At 75.0% G+C, this 23058-nt stretch carries 20 protein-coding genes; 6 read left to right on the top strand and 14 right to left on the bottom strand.

Going from position 1 to position 23058, the window contains the following annotated elements:
- Positions 1-16: 16 nt before the first annotated feature.
- The 5 genes from NFX44_RS06220 to NFX44_RS06200 all read right to left on the bottom strand — a co-directional run bounded on the left by NFX44_RS06220 (position 17) and on the right by NFX44_RS06200 (position 4799).
- Positions 17-1021: a sulfite exporter TauE/SafE family protein gene (locus NFX44_RS06220; protein ID WP_262282518.1), complete on the bottom strand. Its 1005-nt coding sequence runs from the start codon at positions 1019-1021 to the stop codon at positions 17-19.
- A 153-nt stretch (positions 1022-1174) separates the two neighbouring features.
- A complete protein-coding gene (locus tag NFX44_RS06215) occupies positions 1175-1645 on the bottom strand; it encodes an Rrf2 family transcriptional regulator (protein ID WP_262282517.1) in 471 nt (156 codons plus the stop codon).
- 70 nt (positions 1646-1715) lie between these two features.
- Positions 1716-2600: an acyl-CoA thioesterase II gene (locus NFX44_RS06210; RefSeq protein ID WP_262282516.1), complete on the bottom strand. Its 885-nt coding sequence runs from the start codon at positions 2598-2600 to the stop codon at positions 1716-1718.
- Positions 2601-2655: 55 nt separating this feature from the next.
- The gene (gene pyk / locus NFX44_RS06205; RefSeq protein ID WP_262282515.1) at positions 2656-4104 is read right to left on the bottom strand and encodes a pyruvate kinase; all 1449 of its coding nucleotides are present in this window, start codon (positions 4102-4104) and stop codon (positions 2656-2658) included.
- Between the two features lie 329 nt (positions 4105-4433).
- Positions 4434-4799 carry a YciI family protein gene (locus NFX44_RS06200; RefSeq protein ID WP_262282514.1) on the bottom strand — a complete coding sequence of 122 codons (366 nt, stop codon included), beginning with the start codon at positions 4797-4799 and terminating at the stop codon, positions 4434-4436.
- 196 nt (positions 4800-4995) lie between these two features.
- Here NFX44_RS06200 and NFX44_RS06195 point away from each other — a divergent pair, with 196 nt between their 5' ends.
- Both NFX44_RS06195 and NFX44_RS06190 read left to right on the top strand, forming a co-directional pair.
- Positions 4996-5862 (top strand): aldo/keto reductase, encoded by an 867-nt coding sequence (locus NFX44_RS06195; RefSeq protein ID WP_262282513.1) that lies wholly within the window; start codon positions 4996-4998, stop codon positions 5860-5862.
- 76 nt (positions 5863-5938) lie between these two features.
- Complete coding sequence (locus NFX44_RS06190; RefSeq protein WP_262282512.1) at positions 5939-7516, top strand: GMC family oxidoreductase; 1578 nt, start codon at positions 5939-5941, stop codon at positions 7514-7516.
- 50 nt (positions 7517-7566) lie between these two features.
- On the opposite strand, the gene NFX44_RS06185 is transcribed toward NFX44_RS06190, so the two are convergent.
- Positions 7567-8391, bottom strand: coding sequence for an alpha/beta fold hydrolase (locus NFX44_RS06185; RefSeq protein ID WP_262282511.1), 825 nt, complete (start codon positions 8389-8391; stop codon positions 7567-7569).
- Between the two features lie 210 nt (positions 8392-8601).
- On the opposite strand from NFX44_RS06185, the gene NFX44_RS06180 reads away from it, so the two are divergent.
- Positions 8602-9951 (top strand): pentapeptide repeat-containing protein, encoded by a 1350-nt coding sequence (locus NFX44_RS06180; RefSeq protein ID WP_262282510.1) that lies wholly within the window; start codon positions 8602-8604, stop codon positions 9949-9951.
- Positions 9952-9972: 21 nt separating this feature from the next.
- Here the strand turns inward: NFX44_RS06180 and NFX44_RS06175 are convergent, their stop codons facing one another.
- The 3 genes from NFX44_RS06175 to NFX44_RS06165 all read right to left on the bottom strand — a co-directional run bounded on the left by NFX44_RS06175 (position 9973) and on the right by NFX44_RS06165 (position 13739).
- Positions 9973-10236: a DUF6244 family protein gene (locus tag NFX44_RS06175; RefSeq protein WP_262282509.1), complete on the bottom strand. Its 264-nt coding sequence runs from the start codon at positions 10234-10236 to the stop codon at positions 9973-9975.
- A gap of 75 nt (positions 10237-10311) precedes the next feature.
- The gene (locus NFX44_RS06170) at positions 10312-11226 is read right to left on the bottom strand and encodes a hypothetical protein (protein ID WP_262282508.1); all 915 of its coding nucleotides are present in this window, start codon (positions 11224-11226) and stop codon (positions 10312-10314) included.
- Entirely contained in the window at positions 11223-13739 is a 2517-nt protein-coding gene (locus NFX44_RS06165; RefSeq protein WP_262282507.1) for an FtsK/SpoIIIE domain-containing protein, read from the bottom strand. The genes NFX44_RS06170 and NFX44_RS06165 overlap by 4 nt, the downstream gene beginning before the upstream one ends.
- 192 nt (positions 13740-13931) lie before the next feature.
- Between NFX44_RS06165 and NFX44_RS06160 the strand changes: the two genes are divergently transcribed.
- The gene (locus tag NFX44_RS06160; protein ID WP_262282506.1) at positions 13932-15353 is read left to right on the top strand and encodes a PhoX family protein; all 1422 of its coding nucleotides are present in this window, start codon (positions 13932-13934) and stop codon (positions 15351-15353) included.
- Positions 15354-15402: 49 nt separating this feature from the next.
- Here the strand turns inward: NFX44_RS06160 and NFX44_RS06155 are convergent, their stop codons facing one another.
- Entirely contained in the window at positions 15403-15786 is a 384-nt protein-coding gene (locus tag NFX44_RS06155) for a hypothetical protein (protein ID WP_262282505.1), read from the bottom strand.
- 60 nt (positions 15787-15846) lie between these two features.
- Complete coding sequence (locus NFX44_RS06150; RefSeq protein ID WP_262282504.1) at positions 15847-16428, bottom strand: TetR/AcrR family transcriptional regulator; 582 nt, start codon at positions 16426-16428, stop codon at positions 15847-15849.
- Positions 16429-16703: 275 nt separating this feature from the next.
- On the opposite strand from NFX44_RS06150, the gene NFX44_RS06145 reads away from it, so the two are divergent.
- Positions 16704-18164, top strand: coding sequence for an MFS transporter (locus NFX44_RS06145; RefSeq protein WP_262282503.1), 1461 nt, complete (start codon positions 16704-16706; stop codon positions 18162-18164).
- A 75-nt stretch (positions 18165-18239) separates the two neighbouring features.
- Here NFX44_RS06145 and NFX44_RS06140 read toward each other — a convergent pair whose 3' ends face one another.
- Positions 18240-19025, bottom strand: coding sequence for an SGNH/GDSL hydrolase family protein (locus tag NFX44_RS06140; protein ID WP_262282502.1), 786 nt, complete (start codon positions 19023-19025; stop codon positions 18240-18242).
- A gap of 201 nt (positions 19026-19226) precedes the next feature.
- Between NFX44_RS06140 and NFX44_RS06135 the strand changes: the two genes are divergently transcribed.
- Positions 19227-20765, top strand: coding sequence for a M1 family metallopeptidase (locus NFX44_RS06135; RefSeq protein ID WP_262282501.1), 1539 nt, complete (start codon positions 19227-19229; stop codon positions 20763-20765).
- A gap of 49 nt (positions 20766-20814) precedes the next feature.
- Here NFX44_RS06135 and NFX44_RS06130 read toward each other — a convergent pair whose 3' ends face one another.
- Both NFX44_RS06130 and NFX44_RS06125 read right to left on the bottom strand, forming a co-directional pair.
- Complete coding sequence (locus tag NFX44_RS06130) at positions 20815-21327, bottom strand: hypothetical protein (RefSeq protein WP_262282500.1); 513 nt, start codon at positions 21325-21327, stop codon at positions 20815-20817.
- An 83-nt stretch (positions 21328-21410) separates the two neighbouring features.
- Complete coding sequence (locus tag NFX44_RS06125; protein WP_262282499.1) at positions 21411-23021, bottom strand: MFS transporter; 1611 nt, start codon at positions 23019-23021, stop codon at positions 21411-21413.
- Positions 23022-23058: the final 37 nt, after the last annotated feature.

Raw genomic sequence — 23058 nt, 5'->3', positions numbered from 1 at the left:
CGTACCCGCAGGTGGGTCAGCCCTCGACGGCGGCGGCGAACCGGCGGGGCTCCTCCGGCGCGCCGGCGGCGGCCTCGGCCACCGGGGTGACGGCCGGGGCGGGACGGTCGGTGACCGGGTCGGCGGTCTGCGCGGCGAGGGCCGCCTCGGCGGTGGCCCGGGCCCGGCGGGTGCGGCGCAGCGCCCGCGTGGCCAGCACCAGGGCGACCAGCCAGCCGGCGCCGAGCACCGTGTAGGCCAGAGCGGGCACCGGGCCGCCCAGCTCGCCGGCGCGCAGCAGCGTGCGGGTGTTGGTCAGCACGATCACCCCGCCGATCACGGCGCCGAGCAGCTGCGCCGGGACGATGCGGACCAGCCAGGCGGCGATCGGCGCGGCGATCAGGCCGCCGATCAGCAGCGCGGCCACGGTGGGCAGCAGGAAGCCCTCGGAGCCGAGGCCGATGAGGAAACCGACGCTTGCCGCGCCGGCCACCAGGAACTCGGAGGTGTCCACCGAGCCGATCACCTTGCGCGGCTCCATCCGGCCGGAGACCAGCAGCGCCGGCGTGGCGACCGGGCCCCAGCCGCCCCCGCCGGTGGCGTCGACGAAGCCGGCGACCAGGCCCAGGGGGGCGAGGAAGCGGCTGCGCAGCCGGCCGGCGGCCCGGTTGGCGCGCAGCGGCCGGGAGAAGCGAACCAGCAGGTAGGCGCCGAGGCTGAACAGGATGGCCGCCATCCAGGGCGCGGCGGACTCGGTGGAGATGGAGCTGAGGAAGGTGGCGCCGGCGAACGCGCCGACCGCGCCGGGCAGCGCGATCCGGCCGACCACCCGCCAGTCGACGTTGCCGAACCGCCAGTGCGAGACACCGGCGGCGAGGGTGGTGCCGATCTCGGCCAGGTGCACCGAGGCGGAGGCCGCGGCCGGGGCCACCCCGGCGAAGAGCAGCAGGGTCGAGGAGGTCAGCCCGTACGCCATGCCGAGCGCGCCGTCGACCAGTTGCGCGGCGAGCCCGACGAGGGCGAGGACCAGCAGCTTGCGCACGAGCGCCCCCTGACTTTTCGGTATCTCCTATCGACTTGGTCGACAATGCGGTACGAGGGCGCTCCGGTCAAGTCCCCCATCCGGTTGGTGGGAACGCGCCGGACGGCGCGGCGGGCGCGCGGGACGGCGGCGCCGGGGCCGCCGGGGGGAGCGTCAGCTCCAGGCGCTGGGGTCGGCCGCGAGGTCGTTGATCCGGCCGGGCAGGCTGCCGCTGGCCACGTCGGCGATGGTGACCAGTTCGAGGATCTCCCGCTCGCTGGCCCGCAGGGCGATCCACACGTCCTGCAGGGCGCGCGCCGGACCCTGGTAGCCGAGCTGCTCCGGGCGCTGGCCGCGGACGTGCGCCAGCGGGCCGTCGATGACCCGGATCACCTCGGCGAGGGAGATCTCCGCCGCGGGCCGGGCCAGCCAGTAGCCGCCCTCGGGGCCGCGCTGGGCGTGCACGATGCCGCTGCGGCGCAGCTGGAGCAGGATGCTCTCCAGGAACTTCGGCGGGATGTCCTGGGCGCGGGCGATCTGCTCGGCGGTCACCGGCCGGCTCCGCCCGGCGGCCGCACCGTCGGCGACCGAGGCCAGCTCGGCGGCCGCGCGGAGGGCGTAGTCGACCCGAGCGGAGAGGCGCATGCCGGCAAGGTTAGTCCCCTGGTCAGCCGCCCGGTCTCCCGACCCTCGGCCGAACGGTCACGCCTACCGGTCAGGCGCCGACCCGGCGCAGCAACCCCTCCTGCACGGCGCTGGCGATGTGCCGGCCGTCGGTGGTGAACATCCGGCCGGTGGCCAGGCCCCGGGCGCCGGACGCGGACGGGCTCCAGCAGTCGTAGAGGAACCACTCGTCGGCGCGGAACGACCGGTGGAACCAGAGCGCGTGGTCGAGGCTCGCGCCCACCACTCCCCCGGGCCCCCACACCTCGCCGTGCACCGACAGCACCGAGTCGAGCAGGGTCAGGTCGGAGGCGTAGGTGAGCGCGCAGGCGTGCAGCAGCGGGTCGTCGGGCAGCTTGCCGTCGAGGCGCATCCAGACCCGCTGGTGGGGTTCGGCGGGACGGTCGCCGGGGCGTACCCAGCCGGGCTCACCGACGTAGCGGACGTCGATGGGGCGGGGGATCTGGCCCCAGATGCCGAGCCGCTCCGGGTAGCGGGAGAGCCGGTCGGTCATCGTCGGGACGTCGTCCGGGGCCGGCACGTCGGGCGGGACCGGCGCGTGGTGGTCCAGCCCCTCCTCCTGCCGCTGGAACGAGGCCGACATGAAGAAGATCGGCTTGTCGTGCTGGAGCGCCACGGAGCGGCGCACCGAGAACGAGCGGCCGTCCCGGACGTTCTCCACCTGGTATTCGATCGGCTCGACGGGATCGCCGGGGCGGACGAAGTAGCCGTGCAGCGAGTGCACGAAGCGCTCCGGGTCGACGGTGCGGCCCGCGGCGACCAGGGCCTGGCCGGCGACCTGGCCGCCGTAGACCCGCTGCGGGCCCACCGGCGGGCTGATCCCGCGGAAGGTCATCCGGCCGGTCTGGTCGAGGTCCAGCACCTCCAGGAGCTGGTCCACCGCGGCCTGCCCGGTCGCCACCGGACTCTCGCTCACGGCGCCGTCTCCGTTCGCGACCGCGGGGCTCGCAGAACCGGCTCTCTCCTCGCGCTCACTGAAGAGCCCGGGCCGAGGCCGCGTCGACCAGCGACCCGAGCTGGTGCACGCGCAGCGTGTTGGTGGAGCCGGGGGTGCCGGGCGGGCTGCCCGCCACGATCACCACGTAGTCGCCGGGGTTGGCCCGGTTGAGCCCGAGCAGCGCCTGGTCAACCTGGCGGAACATGTCGTCGGTGTGCTCGACGAACGGCATGAGGAACGTCTCCACGCCCCAGGAGAGCGCGAGCTGGTTGCGCACCTCGGGCACCGGGGTGAAGGCCAGCAGCGGCAGGTCGCAGTGCAGCCGGGCGAGCCGCTTGACGGTGTCGCCGGTCTGCGAGAAGGCGACCATGGCCTTGGCGCCGATGGCCCGGGCGATCGAGGAGGCGGCCACGGTGAGCGCGCCGCCGTGCGTACGCGGGTCGTGCTGCAGCCGCGGCACGCCGATCGAGCCGGCCTCGGTGGTGGTGACGATCTTCGCCATGGTGCTGACCGTGAGCACCGGATACTTGCCGACGCTGGTCTCGCCGGAGAGCATGACCGCGTCCGCGCCGTCGAGCACCGCGTTGGCCACGTCCGAGGCCTCGGCACGGGTGGGCCGCGAATTCTCGATCATGGAGTCGAGCATCTGGGTGGCCACGATGACCGGCTTCGCGTTCTCCCGGCAGAGCTGCACGGCGCGCTTCTGCACCAGCGGCACCTGGTCCAGCGGCAGCTCGACGCCGAGGTCGCCGCGGGCCACCATGACGCCGTCGAAGGCGAGCACGATCGCCTCCAGGTGGTCGACCGCCTCGGGCTTCTCGACCTTGGCCAGCACCGGGCGCTGGACGCCCTCCTCGGCCATGATCGAGTGGACGAGCTTGATGTCCTCCGGCGAGCGGACGAAGGAGAGCGCGATCAGGTCGACGCCCAGCCCCAGCGCGAAGCGCAGGTCGGCGGCGTCCTTCTCCGACAGGGCCGGGACGCTGACCGCCACGTTCGGCAGGGAGACGCCCTTGTTGTTGGAGACCGGGCCACCCTCGGTGACCAGGACGCGGATGTCGTTGCCGGTGACGTCGCTGACCTCGACGGCGACCCGGCCGTCGTCGATCAGCAGCCGGTCGCCCGGCTTCACCTCCTGCGGCAGCTTGCGGTAGGTGCAGGAGACCCGCTCCTTGGTGCCGAGGATCTCGTCGCCGGTGATCACCACCGAGTCGCCGGTGCGCCACTCGTGCGGGCCGTCGGCGAACTTACCCAGGCGGATCTTGGGACCCTGGAGGTCGGCGAGCACGGCGACCGGCTGCCCGGCCGCCTCGGCCGCCTCGCGGACCAGCCGGTAGACGGATTCGTGGTCCTCGTGACTGCCGTGGCTGAAGTTCAGCCTCGCCACGTTCATGCCCGCCTCGACCAGGCCCCGGATGCGCTCGGGGGACGAGGTGGCGGGGCCGAGTGTGCAGACGATTTTCGCGCGGCGTGTCACGCCCATCAGGCTAGTCTCTCCTCCGGGTCGGCCTGCCGGCCGGCCCCTTTCGGACTGCGGAACAGTTGTCCAACGACGCGCGATACCCGCGTCGGCGGGCGGTGTGGCACCGCACCGGGACGTCGTGTGTGGCGGGCATCGGCGACCGCGCGGCGGAAATCGTACCGCTCGCGTTCATCCCTCGGCGGAGCGCTCCCGGAGATCGACCGGCGCCACCCCGGCGTCGGCGTCCGTCGCCGCGACCCGGGGCGCGGGCGGCGCGGCCGGGGGCAGGGTCGGCACCGCGCGGGACCGTAGCACCGGGCGGGCGGACCGCGCGGTCGCTTGGACGACAGTCAGCTCTGCGCCTTGACGAGGGGGAACTCCAGCGAGCCGGCCGGGCAGAGGAACGTGAGCACCTCGACGCGGTAGAGCCCGGCCTGCACGGCCGGGTCGGCCTCCATGACGCTGCGCACGTCGTCGACCGAGCCGGTGCGGGCCAGGCCGAAGCCGATCGGCGGGTCCGGCTCGCGGGCCGGGCCGTCCACCGAGCCGTCGACCAGGACGATGCCCCGCCGTTGCAGCGCCTGCATGTGCTGGATGTGCTCGGCCTGCAGGCGTTGCACGGTCTCGTCCGGCAGCGCCCGGCCCGACGCCCCCGGGTAGAGCACGATGCACTCGTACGTGTCGAGCGCGAAGTCGAGCCGTGGTGTCGCGGCCATGCGCACCTCCAGACCACCGTTGCGCCCAGCGTCGCACGGCGCTCCCCGCTCCCGGGGTCGCTCGCCGCAAACTGCCCGCCCCGCGCCGGCGGCCGGCGGAAACACCCGCCCCGGGACGTTGGCGGCGGCGATTCGCGGGAAAGACTCCCGGTCGGGGCGGCGAGCGCCGCCGACGACGACGCACAGGAGGACCGCCATGGCGACCAGCACCGGGCCCGCGAAGGCCTCGGGCACCTACCGGATCGGTGGCGACCTCCAGGTCGACCGGCTGGGCTACGGGGCCATGCAGCTCACCGGCCCCGGGGTCTGGGGCGACCCGAAGGACCCGGCCGAGGCGGTGCGGGTGCTGCGCCGCGCGTACGAGCTGGGCGTCACCTTCATCGACACGGCCGACTCGTACGGCCCGTTCGTCAGCGAGCTGCTGATCCGGGAGGCGCTGCACCCGTACGCCGAGGACCTGGTCATCGCGACGAAGGCCGGGCTGACCCGCTCCGGGCCGGGCGACTGGCGGCCGGTGGGCCGCCCCGAGTACCTGCGCCAGCAGTGCGAGCTGAGCCTGCGCCACCTGGGCCTGGACTGCATCCCGCTCTACCAGCTGCACCGGATCGACGCGAAGGTGCCGTTGGAGGACCAGCTCGGCGAGCTGGCGCTGCTGCGGCAGGAGGGGAAGGTGCGGCACATCGGGCTCTCCGAGGTCACCGTGGAGCAGATCGAGGCGGCCCGGCGGATCGCCCCGGTGGTGTCGGTGCAGAACCTCTACAACCTCGCCGACCGCAGCGCCGAGGACGTGCTGGACCACTGCGAGCGCAACGACCTGGCGTTCATCCCCTGGTTCCCGATCGCCACCGGCAACCTGGCCCGGCCGGGCGGGCCGCTGGACGCGATCTCCACCGACCACGGCGCGACGCCCGCGCAGCTCGCCCTCGCCTGGCTGTTGCGCCGGTCGCCGGTCGTGCTGCCCATTCCGGGTACGTCCTCCGTGGCGCACCTGGAGGAGAACGTCGCCGCGGCCGAGGTGCGGCTCAGCGACGAGGAGTTCGAGGCGCTCGCCAAGGCCGCCTGACCGACCCCTTTCCGAAGCGTGATCGAACCGCTACCGTCAGAAGGATTCTCACGCCCGGGACGAGCGGGGGTCCGGAGTGGACGGTTTCGATTACGTGATCGTCGGTGCCGGGGCGGCCGGGTGCGTGCTGGCCAACCGGCTCAGCGAGGACCTGGGCACCCGGGTGCTGCTCGTCGAGGCGGGCGGCTGGGACCGCAGCCCCCTCGTGCGCGTACCCAAGGCGTTCGCCCGGCTCATGGACGACCCGCGCACCGCCTGGCACTATCCGGCGACCATCGCACCGGGGCGGCACGAGACCTGGCAGCGTGGTCGCCTGATCGGCGGCTCGACCGCGATCAACGGCATGGTCTGGAGCCGGGGCGCGGCGGCCGACTGGGACGCGCTGGCGCCCCTCGGCTGGGGCTGGTCGACCATGGGGCCGGTCTTCGCGCGGCTGGAGGACCACCCGGCGCGCGACACCGACGGCCCGGTCCGCCTGTCCGTCGCCACCGGCACCGACCCGCTCTGCGAGGACATGCTGGAGACCGGGGTGGAGCTGGGCTGGCGCCGCGTCGACGACCTCGACGCCGACGACGGCGAGCGGATCGGCTACGTGACGGCCACCATCCACGCCGGCCGACGGGTCACCGCCGCCGACGCCTTCCTGCACCCGGTGCGGCAGCGGCCCAACCTGACCGTCGCCGTCGACACCGTCGCGCTGCGCCTGCTGGTGGAGGGCGGCCGGGCGGTCGGCGTACGGGTCGCGCACCGGGGCCGGGAGGTCGACCACCGGGCGGCCGCCGAGGTGATCCTCGCCGCGGGCGCCCTGGCCACCCCGCAGCTGCTGCAGGTCTCCGGCATCGGGCCGGCCGACACCCTGCGCGCGGCCGGCGTCCCGGTGCTGCTCGACCGGCCCCGGGTGGGGGCGGGCCTGCGCGAGCACCGGCCGATACCCCTCCAGTACCGGCTCGCCGAGCCCGGCGGCTACAACGCCCGGCTGGGCAGCCCGCTGGGCCAGGCCCGGGCCGCCCTGCGCTGGCTGGTCACCCGCGGTGGCCCGCTCGCCCTGCCGGTGCTGGACGTCGCGGCGCACGTCCGGTCCCGTCCGGAGCTGGACCGCCCCGACGTGCACCTGTTGATGGCGCCGTTCTCGGCGGCGCCACCGCGCCCCGGACGGGCGCTGGAGCTGGAGCGGGAGCCGGGCCTGCTGTGCCTGGGCACGGTGACCCGCCCCGACAGCGAGGGCAGTCTCGCCGTCACCGGCCCCGACCCCCGCACGCCGCCCGCGATCGTGGCGAACTACTTCGCCACCGCGCACGACCGGCGGGTCGCCGTGGACGCGGTACGACTCGTCCGGGAGCTGTTCGCCACCGGGCCGATCGCCAAGCGGATCGCGGCGGAGACCCTGCCGGGGCCGGCGACCCAGACCGACGAGGAGATCATCGAGGCCGGCCGGGCGCACGGCTACTGCGGCTACCACGCCATCGGCACCTGCGCCATGGGGACCGGCGACGACCACGTCGTCGACCCGCAGCTCCGGGTGCGCGGGGTGACCGGGCTGCGGGTGGTCGACGCGTCCGTGCTGCCGGCGATGGTGTCCGGCTGGACCAGCGCCCCGGTGACCGCGCTGGCCTGGCGGGCGGCCGACCTCATCCTCGGCCGGACCACCGGCTGACCGGGGCTCGACGGCCGCCGGCGCGGCGACCGTCGAGCCCGGAACCGGTCTCAGAGCGCGAAACAGTTGGGGCGGATGGCGGCGCCGGCGAGCACCTGCCGCACGACGCTGTACGTGGTGCCGTCGAGGATCAGGCCCAGGTGGCCGACGATCCGCAGCGGGCACCACGCCTGCACCAGGACGTTTGTCGCGCCGTCGGCCAGGGAGGCGTTGTCGACCGGGCGTACCAGCTCGTCCTGCCAGGTGCGGACGGTGGTCCAGCGGACCGCGCCCGGGGTGTCGTCGCCGCCGTTGAGGTCGGCCAGGAAGCTGGACCCGATGGACATCTGCTGGCAGGCGACGATGCCCGCGCAGCTGCCCAGCCCCAGCAAGTTGATGATGTTGGCGACGTAGGTGCCCTGCTGCGGGCTGCCCAGGCTGACGTACTGGTCGACCTTGGCGGCGCCGCCGAGGAACGTGACGTACCAACGGGAGGCCAGGCCGCCCTCGGAGTGGGTGACGAGGTCCACCTTGGCCGCCCCGGTGGCGGAGCGGACCTGGTCGACATAGGACGACAGGGCCCGGGCGGACTCGCGGATGTCGCCGAAGCCGAGGTTCGGCAACTGGTAGATGGAGACCCGGTAGCCGTCGGCGCGCAGCCGGGCGGCGATCGGTTCGTAGGCGATGGAGACTCCGATCAGGCCGCCGACCACGACGACCGGGTCGGCGTCGGCGGCGGCGCGACCGGCGGTGTCGGCCTGGGCGGCCCCGGCGTTGCCGGCGGCGGCTTCGGTGGTGGTGGCCGTTTCGGTGGTGGGCTCGGCGTGGGCGGCGGTGGCCGGGACGAGTAGGGCGGTGGCGGCGGCGGTGGCGGCCAGGATCGTTCGGAGCAGCATGGGCTGCACCTCCGGTGGGAGGCCCCGGATTTCCGGGAGGACGGGTGGGGGATCCGATCGATCGTGAAAACGATGATGCGTGTCCGATTTCACACACGTCAATGGAAAGTTACGCACGGGTAACCCGTTGTTCCGCAGGGGGCACAAACCGGCGTATCCGGCGTCCGGCGGTCCCCCCGGCCCGCCCGCCCGGATGGCATGCTGAGCGCCGTGTCCACCCCACCGCCGCCGGAGAAGCCGCTCCGGGTGATGCCGTGGTGGTTGGCGCTGCTCGGGCTGCTGCTGGCCGTCCTGCTCGGCTGGCTGGTCCTGGACTGGCTGCTCGGCGAGGCCGACCGGGCCGCCCAACCGGACACCCGGGCCACGCTGCGCGTCGACGCCATCCGCACCGGCCTCACCGTGGTCGCCGGCACCGGCGGCGGTCTGGCGCTGCTGCTCGCCGCCCGTCGACAGTGGATCAGCGAGCGCGGGCAGCGGCACCAGGAGGCCGTGGCCGCCCGGGACCAGGCGCACCGCGACCGGGTGCAGGCGCACGCCGAGGCGGTCGCCGACGCCGGGCAGCGGCACCAGGAGCGGCAGGCCACCGCCGTCGAACACGACGCCGCCGAGCGGCGGGTCACCGAGCTGTACGTCCGGGCCATCGAGCTGGTCGGCAGCGACAACCCCGCGGTACGCCTCGGCGGCCTGCACGCCCTCGAACGACTCGGTCAGGATAACCCGGAACAGCGGCCGACGATCGTGGCCGTGCTCTGCGCGTACCTCCGCATGCCGGCGCCCGACGACCCGCGCGAGACCGAGGTGCGCCGCACCGCGCAGCGGATGCTCGCCCGGCACCTGCGCGCCGACGGCGACGACTGGTGGCCCGGCATCGCGCTGGACCTGACCGGCGCCCGGCTGCACGACTTCGACGCCGCCGGCTGCACCCTGGTGGACCTGGACCTCACCGGCGCGGTCTGCACCGGCACCACCACCTTCGCCGGTGCGGTCGTCCGCGGCCGGCTCCTGCTGACCGCGGAGTTCGCCGACGCCGTGTTCGAGGACCTCACCGGAGACGCGGAACTCCTGCTGGACGACGCCCGCTTCACGGGCCAGGTGAGCTTCGACCGGGCCGACCTCGGCGGCGCGCTGTCCTGCCGCGGGACGAGCTTCGGGCCGGTCTCCTTCCGCGGGGCCACGCTGCGGCAGCCCAGCAGCTTCGACCGGGCCCGGTTCGCGGGCAGCGCCACCTTCCGCGAGGCGGTGTTCCTGGCCGGACTGTCCATGGAGCACACCACCTTCGCGGCGTACGCGGGCTTCCGCCGGGCGCGGTTCGCCGACATGGCGCTGTTCCGCTGGACCGAGTTCGGCGCGGAGGCGTGGTTCGAGGGGGCCCGCTTCGAGGGGGCCGCCAACTTCGGCCGGGCGGTGTTCCACGGCCCGGCCAGCTTCGAGGGGGCGACGCTGGCCCGCCGGCCGCTCGTCGACCAGGCCCGCGCGTCGGCGTCCGTGACCCATGTCTGGCCGCCGGACACCACCGTCGGCCGGCGCGACGACGAGTGGCTCGTCCTCACCGACCCGTGAAGCCGGCGGGGTCGGGCGCCCTCAGCTGCCCAGGGCCTGGACCCTGGCGATCGTCTCCTGCACGTGCTGGCGGGCCGGCTCGCCGCCCTGCGCGGCCTGGGTGAGCGCCTGCCGGTAGGCGTCGATCATGTTGAGCAGCGGCCCGGCCGCCACGCCCTCCAGCGCGCCCGCCACCAGGGCCCGGGCCTCGGCGGCGTCCTGCGCCGCGGCGGCCGTCCGGGCCTTCGCCTCGTCCAGCTTCTGGGCCGCCGCCGCCAGCCTCGCCATGATGTCCGCCGCGCTCACGCGCCCTCCCCTGCTCGCCTGTCCCGTAGCCTAGGCGACGGCCCGGCACCGAGCCGGGACGCAGATTCGCGGCGCTCAGCTGAGCAGCCGGAACACCACCAGGTAGAGGCAGAACAGCGACGGGGCGACCAGCGCGCAGATCACGAAGCCCAGTGGCACGTACCGCCCGGGCGGGGTGTCGCCGCCGAGCACCGGGCGGCCCCAGCGCCCGAGCACCAGGTGTCCGGCCAGGAAGGACAGCAGCGGCACGCCCGCGCACGAGACGGCGGCCACCAGGTCCAGCCCGGTGGCCGGCAGCGGCGAGCCGATCAGCGCCACCAGCATGAGCAGGGAGCCGGCCAGCGCGCAGGCCGCGTAGACGGCGACCGCCCGGGCCGGCGCCGACCAGGTGGGCAGCAGCACGGGCCGCCGCGCCAGGGCCTCGGCCTGCTGCCCGTGCCGGTCGGCCTCGTCGGCCAGCCGCGCGGCCGCGGCCAGCTCGGTCGCCGGGTCACCCGGGCGCGGACCGGGCACCGTTCCCTCGGGATACGCCCCGACCCCCGGCCGCCCCGGCGCGGCGGCTGCGCCGCCGGTCACCCCGCCCCCGGTTCCGGGCGCCTCCGCGCCGGGCGGCACCGGCGCGGCCGTTCCCGCCGCGGGCACCACCGGCCCCGCCGCGGGCCCGGCCGGCCCCGAGCCCGGCGAGACCGGTCCCGCCGCACCCGCGGCCGGCGTCGCGGAGAGGTGGGCCGACGCGGCCGTGGGCGGGGCGCCGGCCGGGACCGGAGACGCGTCCGGCGCCTCGGCGGGGACCGACCGCATCGGCAGCCCGATGGCCTGCCCGAGCTGGTCGAGGCGCTGCCCCTGGGCGGCGAGCCGCCGGCCGAGCTGGTCGACGGTGGACTGGAGGGCGCGCCGGCGTTCGGCCTCGGCGGCGATCGCCCGCTCGCCGCCCCGCTGACGGGTGGAGAGTTCGCGGAGCAGGGCCGCGTACTCGTCGAACCCGGTCACGACCCGTCCCCGTCGTCGACGAAGGGCACGACCAGGGCGGTGCGGTGCTCGTGGCGGTCGACCAGGAGGGCCCGGCCGTCGCGCGGGGCGTAGCCGAGGTCGTGCACGCCCAGGTGCAGCCCCAGGTCGGCGGCGGGCACGTTCAGCGCGACGAGGCAGGCCGCGTCGTCGCGGTTCTGGCTGCCGCCGAGGTCCTCGGCGAGCCGGCGCAGCCCGCGCCACCAGCCGAGCAGGTGCACCCCGTGCGCGGGGCCCTGGCGCAGCACCGTCCGCAGGTCGTCGTGGCCGGAGCGGAACGTTCCGGGATCGGTCGCGGCGAGCGCACCGGCGGCGGCGTCCATCCCGAACACGACCAGGTAGGTGCGGCGGGCCTCCGGGGCGGGCGGGCCGGCCAACTCGGCCAGGTGGGCGCGCAGCGCCGCCGCGTCGAGGCGGCGGACCGGGTGGCCGGCGGCGGCCAGGGTCATGGCCAGGTCGTCCGCCGTGCCGGTGGTGCCGGGCGCCAGGGGGGCGAACAGGAAGCGGGCCGTGCCGGGGGCGTGCTGCCGGGCCAGGCCGAGCGTGGCCGAGTGGAGCACGTCCGCGCCGGCGGCGGCGGTGCCGACCACGGCGAGGTGCCGGCCGGGCACCGGGTCGAGGCGGAACGCGGCCGTGCTGCCGGCCACGTCGACGGTGCGGCCGACCAGGGCGAGCGGCGGCTCGGCGCCGGCGGCCAGGCCGGCCCAGGTGGGGTCGTCGGCGAGCCGGGGAGTCTCGTACCCCCGGAAGACGGCGGGTGGGCGGGCGCCGGCCGGCCGGGCCGCGAACAGCTCGTGGCGCAGGGCGGCGAGGTCGGCCCCGGCGGCGTGCGCGTCGGGGAAGTGGACGTCGGTGTCCGCGCCGGCCGTCCCCCCGGCGGTGTTGACCACCGCCGTGCCGAGGGTCAGCGCCTTCGCGGCGTCGTTGAGCGGGTCGAGCACGCCGCCCCCGCCGGGCAGCGCGACCCGGAGCGGGAACTGCCCGAAGATCGCCTCGGCCCGGCCGTAGAGCGCCTCGATGCCGGTGGTGCTCTGGCTGGCCAGCACCAGGTGCAGGCCGTACGAGCGGCCCTTGCGGGCCAGTTCCTCGATGAGGTCGACGGCCTGCCGGGCGAGCGGGTCGTTGCCGGCGAACAGGACCTGGAACTCGTCGACCACGGTGACGATCCGGGGCGGCCGGGCGTTTGGCGGCAGGTCGGCAAGCTTGCTGACGCCGTGCCGCTTGAGCAGGTCGGCCCGGCGGGTCAGCTCGGCGCGCAGCTCGCGCAGCACGGCCACGCCGTACTCGCGGTCGGACTCGATGCCGACCGCGCGGGCGTGCGGCAGCCAGGACGAGTCCCGCTCGGTGGGCACGAACTCGGTGAAGCTGACGCCCTCCTTGAAATCGAGCAGGAAGAGCTGGAGCTCGGCCGGGGAGTAGCGGGCGGCCAGCCCGTAGAGCACGTCGAGCAGGAACACCGTCTTGCCGGCGCCGGTGCGCCCGCCGACGAGCCAGTGCGGGGTGGCGTCGTCGAAGGCCACGGTGACCGGTTCCCGGGCGCGCCCGAGCACGGTGCGCAGGCCGGTGGCGGACGACTCGGCCCAGCGCCGCTCCGGCAGGAGGTCGGCGAAGGTGACCGTGGTGGCCCGCCGGACGGCCTCGGCGAGCCGCCGGGCCAGCGCGGTCACGGTGGCGTGGGACGGGTCCCCGTCGAGCAGGACCGGGGCGGCCAGGCCGCTGCCGTCGGCGCTGAACGGCCGGCCGGGCGGGTCGCCGACCAGGGCGTACCGCTCGTTGAGCCGGAGCTGGGTGGTGGCGCCCAGCGGCGGGGCCTCGGCCGGCCCGGCCGCCGGGTGGCCGGCCAGCAGCACGCAGACCGCCGCGTCGGGCCCGGCGTGGGTGAGGGCGGCGAGCCGGGCCAGCTCGCGCGGCGGCGGGGCGGACGCGGCGACGACCAGCAGCAGCTCCCGGTCCTCCGGTGCGGCCCGCTGGGCGGTCCGGGCGTGCCGTTCCGCCGCGTCGAGCAGGGCGGTCGTCTCCGCGACGGTGGTGGCGGCCGGTCCCAGCGCGCCGGCGTCGAGCAGCGGGCGCAGCGGCAGGAAGGCGGCGCCGAACGCGGCCGGGTCGATGCCGGCCACCCGGACCGTGCCGGCCGGCGCGGCGGTGAGCAGCCGCACCACCAGGGCCCGCAGCAGCTCGCCCACCCGGGGGTCCCGCGCGTCGGTGTCGACCGCGAGGTGGGCGCCCGCGCCCAGCGGCACCAGCACGGGGAAGCCGCCGTCCACGGTGGTCGCCTCGCCGAGGCGTACCGGAACGGGGTGGGTGGCGGCGCGGGCGGTGCCGGGCACGGGGCCGGCCAGGTCGCCGCCGAGCCGGGCCAGGCGCGCGACCAGCTCGGGGCTGCCAACGGGCGCCGGGCCGGCGGCGGCCAGCGCCCGCCGGGCGGTCTCCCAGCGGCGCAGGGCCTGCCGGTGCAGGGCGACCGCCTGCCGGTACGCCGTCGCGAGCCTGCCCACCGTCCGCCCTCCGACGCCGCCGTACCCGATCGGGGGAACCCTAACGGACGCGCGGCGGCCCGGCACAGTACGCGGCGCGCACCCGACGTTGGTCGACTGTTCATCCCCCGGTCGCGGTTCCCGCCGGACGCCGTTCCCCCGGCCCGACTTGCCTCTGTTCCGAAGCAATGCTGTGAACAGGAAGGCGACGACGTGACCTCCTCCCCCATCTCCCGCCGGGCCGTGCTGCACGGTGGCGCGGCCGCCGGTCTCGGCATCGTGGTGGCCGGCAGCCTGGACGCCATCGCCGGTCCGGCGGCGGCCCGGGCCGCGTGCCGCCCGGCGGTCGGCTACGGCGACCTCGTGCCGGACCCGGCCGGCCTGCTGGCCCTGCCCCCGGGCTTCTCGTACACCATCGTGGCCCAGGCGGGCGTGACCCTTCTGGAGTCCGGCCAGGCCACCCCGAGCGACGCGGACGGCACCGGCTGCTTCCGCTCCCCCAACGGGTCGGTGCTGGTGAACAACCACGAGATCGGCGGCGGCGAGCCGTTCCCGGTGCCGGCGCTGGCCGGCCTGACCTACGACCCGGGCGCCCAGGGCGGCACCACCACCATCGAGGTGGACGGGCGCGGCCGGCGGCTGCGCGAGTACGTCAGCGTGGCCGGCACGCACAACAACTGCGCCGGTGGCATCACCCCGTGGGGCACCTGGCTGACCTGTGAGGAGACCGAGCAGAAGGCCGGCGGGCGGTACCTGAAGGACCACGGGTACGTGTTCGAGGTGGACCCGCACGACCGGGCCGCCAACCAGAACCCGGTGGCGCTGAAGTTCCTCGGCCGCTACTCGCACGAGGCCGTGGCCGTGGACCCGTACACCCACGCCATCTACCTGACCGAGGACGCGGGCGGCCCCAACGGCCTCTACTTCCGCTGGACCCCGCCGGCCGGCTTCCGGGCCGGCAAGGGCGCGCTGCGCGCGCTCGCCCAGCGGCCGGACGGCGACACCGCCGGCCGCCTCCAGGCGATGAGCTGCTTCCGTGGCAGCCAGCACGTGGCCGACCTGTCGGAGGCCACCACGCCGGGCACCCGCTACAAGGTGCAGTGGGTGGACGTGCCGGACCGGGACGCCAAGACGGTCTCGGTGCGCAAGCAGTTCACCGACGACGAGGTGACCCGCAGCCGCAAGCTGGAGGGCGCCTGGTGGGCCGACGGCGGCGCGTACTTCGTGGCCAGCTTCGCCCGGCACGACGACGGCAGCGTCAACGAGCACGACGGCCAGGTCTGGTTCTACGACCCGCGCACCGAGACGGTGACGCTGAAGACCATCTTCGGCGTCAACACCGACCCGGAGGCCGACAACGGCAACTTCGACGGGCCGGACAACATCACCGTCTCCCCGTACGGCGGGGTGATCCTGGCCGAGGACGGCGAGGGCGTGTCGCACCTGGTCGGGGTGACCGAGCAGGGCAAGGCGTACCCGCTGGCGCGCAACGAGCTCAACGACAGCGAGTTCACCGGCCCGACGTTCAGCGCGGACGGGAAGATCCTGTTCGCCAACATCCAGTCGCCGGGCTACGTCTTCGCGATCACCGGCCCGTGGGGCCGGCCGAGCAACGCGGACGTCGACGCGTCCTGACTCGACGGTGACGGCCGGCGGCGCCTGGGGGCCGCCGGCCGTCGCGGCGTCAGCCGGGACGGCATCCCGGGTCGGGACCGCCGTCGGCCACCCCGCAGGCGAACACCTCGACCGGCGCGGTGGCCACGTCGGGCACCCGGGCCACGGTGAGCAGCGCCAGCCGCTTGGCGACCGGCTCGCCGGAGTCCGGGGCGTACCGGATCAGCCCGCCCACCCCCGGGTGACCGCCGGCGGCGTTCTGCCGCAGCACCTCGGCGTGGACCCCCACCGTGAGCGCCCGCAGGAACCCGTCGAACTCCGACCAGCGCCCGGCGAAGAAGAGCATCCCGCGGTAGCCGCACTCCTGGGTCATCCGCCGCCCGCTGCGCCACTCGTCGAGCCGGGTGAGCCGGGGACCGAACCGCTCCCGCAGCCCGTCGACCAGGGTGGCCACGTAGAGGTCCTCGTCCAGCGAACTGCCCTCGCCGGTGGTCCAGTAGACGTGCGTGGACCGTCAGCGGGAGGTGGCGGGGTGGCGCAGGCCGTCCAGGGCGATGGTCAGCACGCGGTCGCGCTGGGCCGGCTCGAAGAACTGGTACGCCATGATGCCGCTGACCAGCCGCACCACGTCGTCGAAGGTGGCGTCCGGTCGGGCCACCCCGGCCTCCTGGGCGCGGCGCAGCAGCGGCTCGCCGGCGGCGTAGATCTCGGTGCGGCAGCTGCGGAACACCTCGGAGTCGTGCACCAGCTCCTCGGCGAGGGCCCGCTTGGTGCCGACGTAGGCGACGAACCGGTGCAGCCAGGCGACCAGGGCGTCCCACGGGGGCAGGTCGGCCAGGTCGGCGGCGGACGCGCTGAGCGCCCGCACCTCCTCGACGTAGACCGCCTCGAACAGGTCGCGCCGCTTCGGGAAGTTCCGGTAGAGCGTGCCGATGCCGACACCGGCCCGCCGGGCGATCTCCTCCAGGGACGCGCCGGCACCACACTCGCCGAACACCTCCTGGGCGGCGGCGATCAGCGCGTCGTAGTTGCGCCGGGCGTCCGCCCGCTTCGGGCGCCGGGCGAAGACCTCGCCCAGCTGGTCCGTGCTGGCCATGACGGGCGTCACCCCTCTCCCCTTGCAAACGGAGGCACCCCTCCGCTACGTTAGTGGAGGCACCCCTCCGGAACTGACCGGAGCCTTGCCTCCGGATAGCTTACTCCGGCTTTCCCCGCCGATCCCACCCACCGCGGTCGGCGAACCAGACATCGGACCCGGGAGGTCCCACCATGCCCGCAACCCGCTGAGACGCCCACTGGGCCGCCACCGTCGCCCATCCGCGCGAGCGGCCCGCCCGGAACACCCTCGTCCCACGAACGGGAGCCATTTCCGTGATCGACACCGTCCGGCGCGACTCGCGCCGGTTGACCTTCCTCGTCCTCGCCGCCGGCGCCGGCTTCTTCGCGATGCTCCAGTCGCTGATCACCCCGGTGCTGCCCACCATCCAGCACGACCTGCACACCTCGCAGAACACCGTGACCTGGGTGCTGACCGCCTACCTGCTGTCCGCGTCGATCTTCACCCCGGTCCTCGGCCGGGTGGGCGACATGGTCGGCAAGGAGCGGACCCTTGTCGTCTCGCTCGCCGCCCTCGCGCTGGGCTGCCTGCTGGCGGCCGTCGCACCCAACATCGGCATGCTCATCCTCGCCCGGGTCGTCCAGGGCATCGGCGGCGCGGTGTTCCCGCTCTCCTTCGGGATCATCCGCGACGAGTTCCCGGCCGCCCGGGTCAGCTCGGCCGTCGCGGCGATCTCGGCGATCGTCGCGGCCGGCGGCGGCCTCGGCGTCGTGCTGGCCGGGCCGATCGTCGCCACCCTCGGCTACCGCTGGCTGTTCTGGATCCCGATGGTGGTCGTCGGCCTGACCGCGCTCGCGGCGCACCGGTTCGTGCCGGAGTCGCCGGTGCGCACCCCGGGCCGGATCAGCTGGGCCGGCACCCTGCTCCTCTCCGGCTGGCTGGTGGCGTTGCTGCTGCCGGTCAGCAAGGGCGCCACCTGGGGCTGGACGTCCGGCCGGGTGCTCGGCCTGCTCGCGCTCGCCGGCGTGCTGCTGGCCGGCTGGCTGGTGGCCGAGAGCCGCTCGGCGAACCCGCTCATCGACATGCGGATGATGCGCCTGCCCGCGGTCTGGACGACCAACCTGGTCGCCCTGCTCTACGGCGCCTCGATGTTCTCCGTCTACGCCTTCCTGCCGCAGTTCGTGCAGATCCCCACCAGCGCCGGGTACGGCTTCGGTGCGAGCGTCACCCAGGCCGGGCTGCTCATGCTGCCCATGCTTGTCGGCATGTTCGTGGCCGGCCTCGTCGCCGGCCGGCTGGCGTCCCGGTTCAGCGCCAAGGCGCAGCTCTCCACGGGCGCCGTGTTCAACGTGCTCGCCGCGGCGATGCTGACCGTCGCGCACGACACCCGCTGGGAGATCGGCGTGGCCGGAGGCCTGGTGGGCCTCGGCATCGGTCTGGCCTTCGCCTCGATGGCCAACCTCATCGTGGCCAGCGTGCCGGCCCGCCAGACCGGCGTGGCGACCGGCATGAACGCCAACATCCGCACCATCGGCGGCGCGATCGGCGCCGCGGTGGCCAGCAGCGTGATCACCGCCCACCCGCAGGCGAGCGGGCTGCCCCGGGAGGCCGGCTTCACCATGGGCTTCCTGCTGCTGACCGGCATCTCCCTGGCCGCCGCGCTGGCCGCCCTGGCGGTCCCCTCCGGGCGCCGGGCGGTCCGGGGACGGCGCGGCCAGCCGTCGACGCGGAGCGCCGGGCCGGAGCTGACCGGCGAACTGGTGACGGCGCGCTGATCGGGCCCGACACCATCCCGCACACCGGCGGCGGCCGGCGGTCCATCCGGGACCGCCGGCCGCCGTCGCGTCGGATCAGCCGATCGCGGCGGTCAGTGCGGCCAGGTAGCCGTACCGGTAGCCGTCGGCGTCCGGGTGGTACGCCTCGATGAGCCCGGACACGTCGTTGATCCACGGGTCGGCGGCGCAGACGCCGTGGCCGGCGAAGAACGGCCGGGCGTCGACGAAGGTGGCCCCGGCCGCCCGGGCGCGATCGGCGATGACCGTGGCGAGCAGGTCGGCGGCCTGGTTGAGGATGGTCCGCTTGTAGCTGCTCATGGCCAGCAGGCCGCAGTAGCCGGTCTCGAACAGCCGCGGGTAGCCGAGCACCACGAGTCGGGCGTTGGGCGCCCGGTTCCGGATGGCGGCGTAGGTGTTGTCGAGCCGGCCGGGCAGGGTGGTGGTGGCGAAGGCGCGGCTGTCGTTGACGGCGTTCTCGCAGCTCGACGTGCTGCCGAAGCGGCAGCTCGTGATGACGTCGGCGAAGCCGGCGTCGTTGCCGCCGATGGTCACGGTGACCAGGGTGGTGCCGGTGCTGAGCGAGTTCACCTGGCTGCCGATGACGTCGGCGGTGACCGCGCCTCCGCAGGCCGGGAACTTGAAGCTGGTGACCGAGTGCGCGGCGGCCCAGAGCGGGGCGTACGACTTCTGGCTGCGCAGGCAGGTGGACAGGTCGTACGGGCCGGCCCCGACCCCGGAGGAGTAGGAGTCGCCGAGGGCGACGTAGTTGACGGTGGCCGCCCGGGCGACGCCGGGGGCGAGCACGGCGCCGAGGACGGCCGCGAGGAGCGCGGCCAGGGCGGTGCGGACGCGACGGGACATGACAGGACCTCCACGGGACAGGGGTGGTGGAGCCCGTAGACCGCGCGCGTGGCCAGGGGGTCGGTGCTTGTTACTAGTCGGTAATGCTATCGAAACATTGGCATAAATTGAATAGCGCCGGGAGGCCTTCCGGGGGAGACGCGTTCATCGACGTCGATTAGGTTGGGCGGTGCGTTAACCCCGATGGAGGGAGTCCACCTCGTGCGACGCGCTCTCACGGCGGCCATCGCCGCCCTGACCCTCACCACCGCCGGCACCATCGTGACCGGCGCCCCCGGCCAGGCCGCCCTACCGGGCTGGGGCCGGCCGAAGCCCGCGGCGGCCGCCCCGACCCCGGGCAGCCCCGGGCTGGGCGACAGCTACTTCCCCGACTACGGCAACGGCGGCTACGACGTCGGCCACTACGACATCCGGCTGCGCTACGAACCGGCCACCGACCGGCTCAGCGGCACCACCACGATCCTGGCCACCGCCACCCAGGACCTGTCCCGGTTCAACCTCGACTTCGTCCTCGGCGTCGAGTCGGTCCGGGTCAACGGCTGGTCGGCCGGCTTCACCCGGCAGGGCGCGCACGAGCTGGTGGTCACCGCGCCCCGCCCGGTCCTCAAGGGACAGCAGCTCACCGTCGTGGTGAAATACGCCGGCATCCCGTCGGAGACGCTGGTCCAGGGCTACACGGGCTGGACCCGGGTCGCCGACGGCGCCCTCGCCGTCAACGAGCCCGAGTCGGCCTGGTGGTGGTACCCCAGCAACGACCACCCGAAGGACAAGGCCACCTGGGACATCTCCGTCTCCGTGCCCACCGGCCTCGAGGTGGTCAGCAACGGCGTGCAACCGCGCGCCCCGCTGCCCGAGGCCGGCAACCGCACCCGGTGGAGCTGGCGCAGCGTGAAACCGGGCGCCACCTACCAGGCGTTCCTCGCCATCGGGCAGTACGACATCGTCACCGACACCGCGCCGAACGGGCAGCCGGTGTCCAACGCGTACAGCACCACGCTGGGCGATCTCGGGCCGGCCGCCCGGGCCAGCATCGAACGCACCGCCGAGATCATCGACTGGGAGAGCGGCGTGTTCGGGCCGTACCCGTTCGAGGCGCAGGGCGGCGTGGCCGGCCCGATCGACGGCATCGGCTTCGCCCTGGAGACGCAGAGCCGCCCCGTCTACGGCCCCGGCTTCTGGCGGCGCGGCGCCAACACGTCCGTGGTGGTGCACGAGAACGCCCACCAGTGGTTCGGCGACTCGGTCTCGGTCGCCGAGTGGCGCAACATCTGGCTGAACGAGGGCTTCGCCTCGTACGCCGAGTGGCTCTGGTCGGAGGAGCAGGGCGAGGGCACCGCCCAGGAGCTGTTCGACTTCACCTACGCCAGCTACCCGGCCGACTCGGAGTTCTGGCAGGTCCTTCCCGGTGACCCGGGGGCCAGCGCCATCTTCGACGACGCGGTCTACGACCGGGGCGCCATGGCCCTGCACCAGCTCCGGCTGGCCGTCGGCGACGAGGCGTTCTTCCGGATCCTGCCGGCCTGGACCGCCGAGCACCGCTACGGCAACGGCACCATCGCCCAGTTCCAGGCGCTCGCCGAGCGGATCTCCGGCCGCGATCTCGACGCGGTCTTCACGACCTGGCTGTTCACCGCCGGGCGCCCCGAGCTGGCCACCGCCGCCCGCAGCGCGGTCGCCGCCCCGGCGCAGCCAAAGTCGTGGGCGAAGATCCGGGAGGCCCACCGGCTGCTCACGCACTGAGCGACGCCGGCGAGGGCCCGCTCCGTCCCCGGAAGCGGGCCCCCGCCGGTCAGGCCGGCACGGGAGTGGCCGTGGCCGGTGCCGCCGCCTCGACCGCCCGGATGTGCCGGTAGGCGAACCAGAGCGGCGGGAACGCGCCGACCGCGAAGGAGAGGTCGACAAGCGTCCAGAACCAGGGGATGTCCCGCACCGGCCCGCAGATCAGCGCGAGCGGCACGATGCCGGCGCAGGCGATCATGCCGAGCTGCACCACCCAGACATTGCGCACCGGGTCGCGCAGCGGCCCCCAGAACGCCACCGCGAGCACCAGGTGCGCGAAGGCGAGCCAGTCGGTGCCGTAGAGCATGAACGGGTAGCGTTCGCCGGTCTCGACCAGTCCCGTGTGGACCCGCTCGATCCAGGCCACCAGCGCCGGAAACTGCCCGGCGAGTGGATCCAGCGCCCGCAACAGCCAGCGCACCTCCGGTTCCAGCGGGAACGCGGTCACCCCGCTGAGGAACAGACCCACCACCACGACCCAGAGCCACCGGCGGATTCGCCGCAGGCGCACCTCGACGTCCATACCCGCAGCGTAATGACGATCTTCGTGCTGCCGGGTCCCGCGCGGCATGACTTCGCTCACCGCGCCCGGCGGGTGCCCGGGGCTCAGGCGGCGGGACAGCCGTCGCGGTGTGCGTACGGCGAGCGGAGGTCGGTCCAGCGGGAGCGGTGGCCCCGGTCGGGGGCGCAGGCCGCGCAGTCCTGTATCGCACGGGCGGTCCGGCGGGACCGGAGCCGGCCGGCGCCGGGACGCGCACCCACCGGGGCGCCGGGGAGCGCCACCGGGGAGGCGCCGGCCAGCACCGTGGGCCGGGGCAGCGCCACGGCGGGAACGGCGCCCAGCCCGGCTGCGGCCGGGCGGACGACCCGGGCGGCGGTGGCGGTGGCGGAGGCGAGGCCCACGCCGGCCGGCCGGATCACCCGGGCGGCCGTGGTGGCGGCCCGGCGGACCGGGCGGGTGGCGGGCGCGGCCAGCACCCGGGTGAGCCGGTGCCCCAGCCGGCGCTCGCGCAGCCGGTCCAGGGCCACCCCGGCGACCGCGGTGGCGACCGCCGTGATCGTGCCGGCCAGCACCAGGGTCTGGCGGGGGCCGGCGTGCTCGGCGAGCCAGCCGAGCAGGGGTGCGCCCACGGCCGCGGAGACCGAGCCGGTGACGGCCAGGGCGGCCAGCACCCGGCCGCGCATGGCGTAGTCGGTGTCGAGCTGGGCCCGGGCGCCGACCGTGGTGTCGATGACCACCGCCGCGGCGGCCACCGGCAGGATCACCGCGGCGAAACTCAGCGTGCCCGGGGCCAGCCCGGCGACGATCTGCAGCCCGCTGGCGAGCAGGCCGGCCCCGACGAGCACCGCGTAGCCGAGGTCGGCGCGGCGCGCCGCGAACAGCGCGCCCAGCACCGTGCCCACGGCGAAGACGGTGGACAGCAGGCCGTAGCCGGACACGCCGCCGTGCAGCGGCCCGTCGCTCATCGCGGCCATGGTGACCTGGTAGTTGCGGCCCAGGCTGCCGAGCACGAAGGAGAGCGCGAGCGCGACCAGCACCACCGGCTGGCGCCGCAGGTAGCGGAAACCGGCCCGGATGCCGCCGTCGGCCGGTGCCGCGTCGGCCGCCGCCGGCTCGCCGGCGTGCCGCTCCCCCTCGCGTACGGAGAACAGCGCCACGACGACCGCGACGAAGCTGACCGAGTTCGCGGCGAAGAGCAGCGCGGGGCCGACCGCGGCGACCACGACGGCGCCGAGGCTCATGCCGAGGATCCGCCCGGCGGAGTTGGTGAGCGAGCCGAGCGCCAGGGCGTTGCCGAGGCTGTCCCGGTCCACCAGGGTCGAGGCCCAGCGGCCCATCACCGGTCCCTCGATCGCCGACACCGCGCCGGTGGCCAGCGAGATCGCGAAGATCGCCGGAAGACCGCCGGCGCCCGTGACGGCCACCACGGCCAGCCCGGCGGCGAGCAGCGCGTGGGCCGCCTGGGCGCCGATCAGCAGCGGCTTGGCGGGCAGCCGGTCGGCCAGCGCGCCACCCCAGACGCTCAGCACCAGGGTGGGCAGCGCCTGGAGCAGGACGGTGAACCCCATCGACGTGGCCGAGCCGGTCTCGGCCAGCACGTACCAGTTGACGCCGAGGACCTGCATCCAGGTCCCGATGACCGACACGAATCCGGCCGCGGCCCAGATCCGGTAGTTGCGGTGGCGCAGCGCGGCGAACGTGGCGCCGAGGGCCATGAGTGTTTCCCCGTCCAGACGGTGACACGACGAAGCC

Source organism: Micromonospora sp. MA102 (genome assembly GCF_025460765.1).
In the GTDB taxonomy this organism is placed as follows: Bacteria; Actinomycetota; Actinomycetes; order Mycobacteriales; family Micromonosporaceae; genus Micromonospora; species Micromonospora halotolerans.
This window is presented reverse-complemented; position numbering and strand designations above follow the sequence as displayed.

What these genes read in the sequence shown, in the direction of transcription:
- NFX44_RS06150 (WP_262282504.1), bottom strand. Translation starts at nt 16,428, where the DNA reads ATGGCCAGCACGGACCAGCTGGGCGAGGTCTTCGCCCGGCGCCCGAAG.
- NFX44_RS06215 (WP_262282517.1), bottom strand. Translation starts at nt 1,645, where the DNA reads ATGCGCCTCTCCGCTCGGGTCGACTACGCCCTCCGCGCGGCCGCCGAG.
- NFX44_RS06125 (WP_262282499.1), bottom strand. Translation starts at nt 23,021, where the DNA reads ATGGCCCTCGGCGCCACGTTCGCCGCGCTGCGCCACCGCAACTACCGG.
- NFX44_RS06140 (WP_262282502.1), bottom strand. Translation starts at nt 19,025, where the DNA reads ATGTCCCGTCGCGTCCGCACCGCCCTGGCCGCGCTCCTCGCGGCCGTC.
- NFX44_RS06200 (WP_262282514.1), bottom strand. Translation starts at nt 4,799, where the DNA reads ATGGCCGCGACACCACGGCTCGACTTCGCGCTCGACACGTACGAGTGC.
- NFX44_RS06195 (WP_262282513.1), top strand. Translation starts at nt 4,996, where the DNA reads ATGGCGACCAGCACCGGGCCCGCGAAGGCCTCGGGCACCTACCGGATC.
- NFX44_RS06130 (WP_262282500.1), bottom strand. Translation starts at nt 21,327, where the DNA reads ATGGACGTCGAGGTGCGCCTGCGGCGAATCCGCCGGTGGCTCTGGGTC.
- NFX44_RS06185 (WP_262282511.1), bottom strand. Translation starts at nt 8,391, where the DNA reads ATGCTGCTCCGAACGATCCTGGCCGCCACCGCCGCCGCCACCGCCCTA.
- pyk (WP_262282515.1), bottom strand. Translation starts at nt 4,104, where the DNA reads ATGGGCGTGACACGCCGCGCGAAAATCGTCTGCACACTCGGCCCCGCC.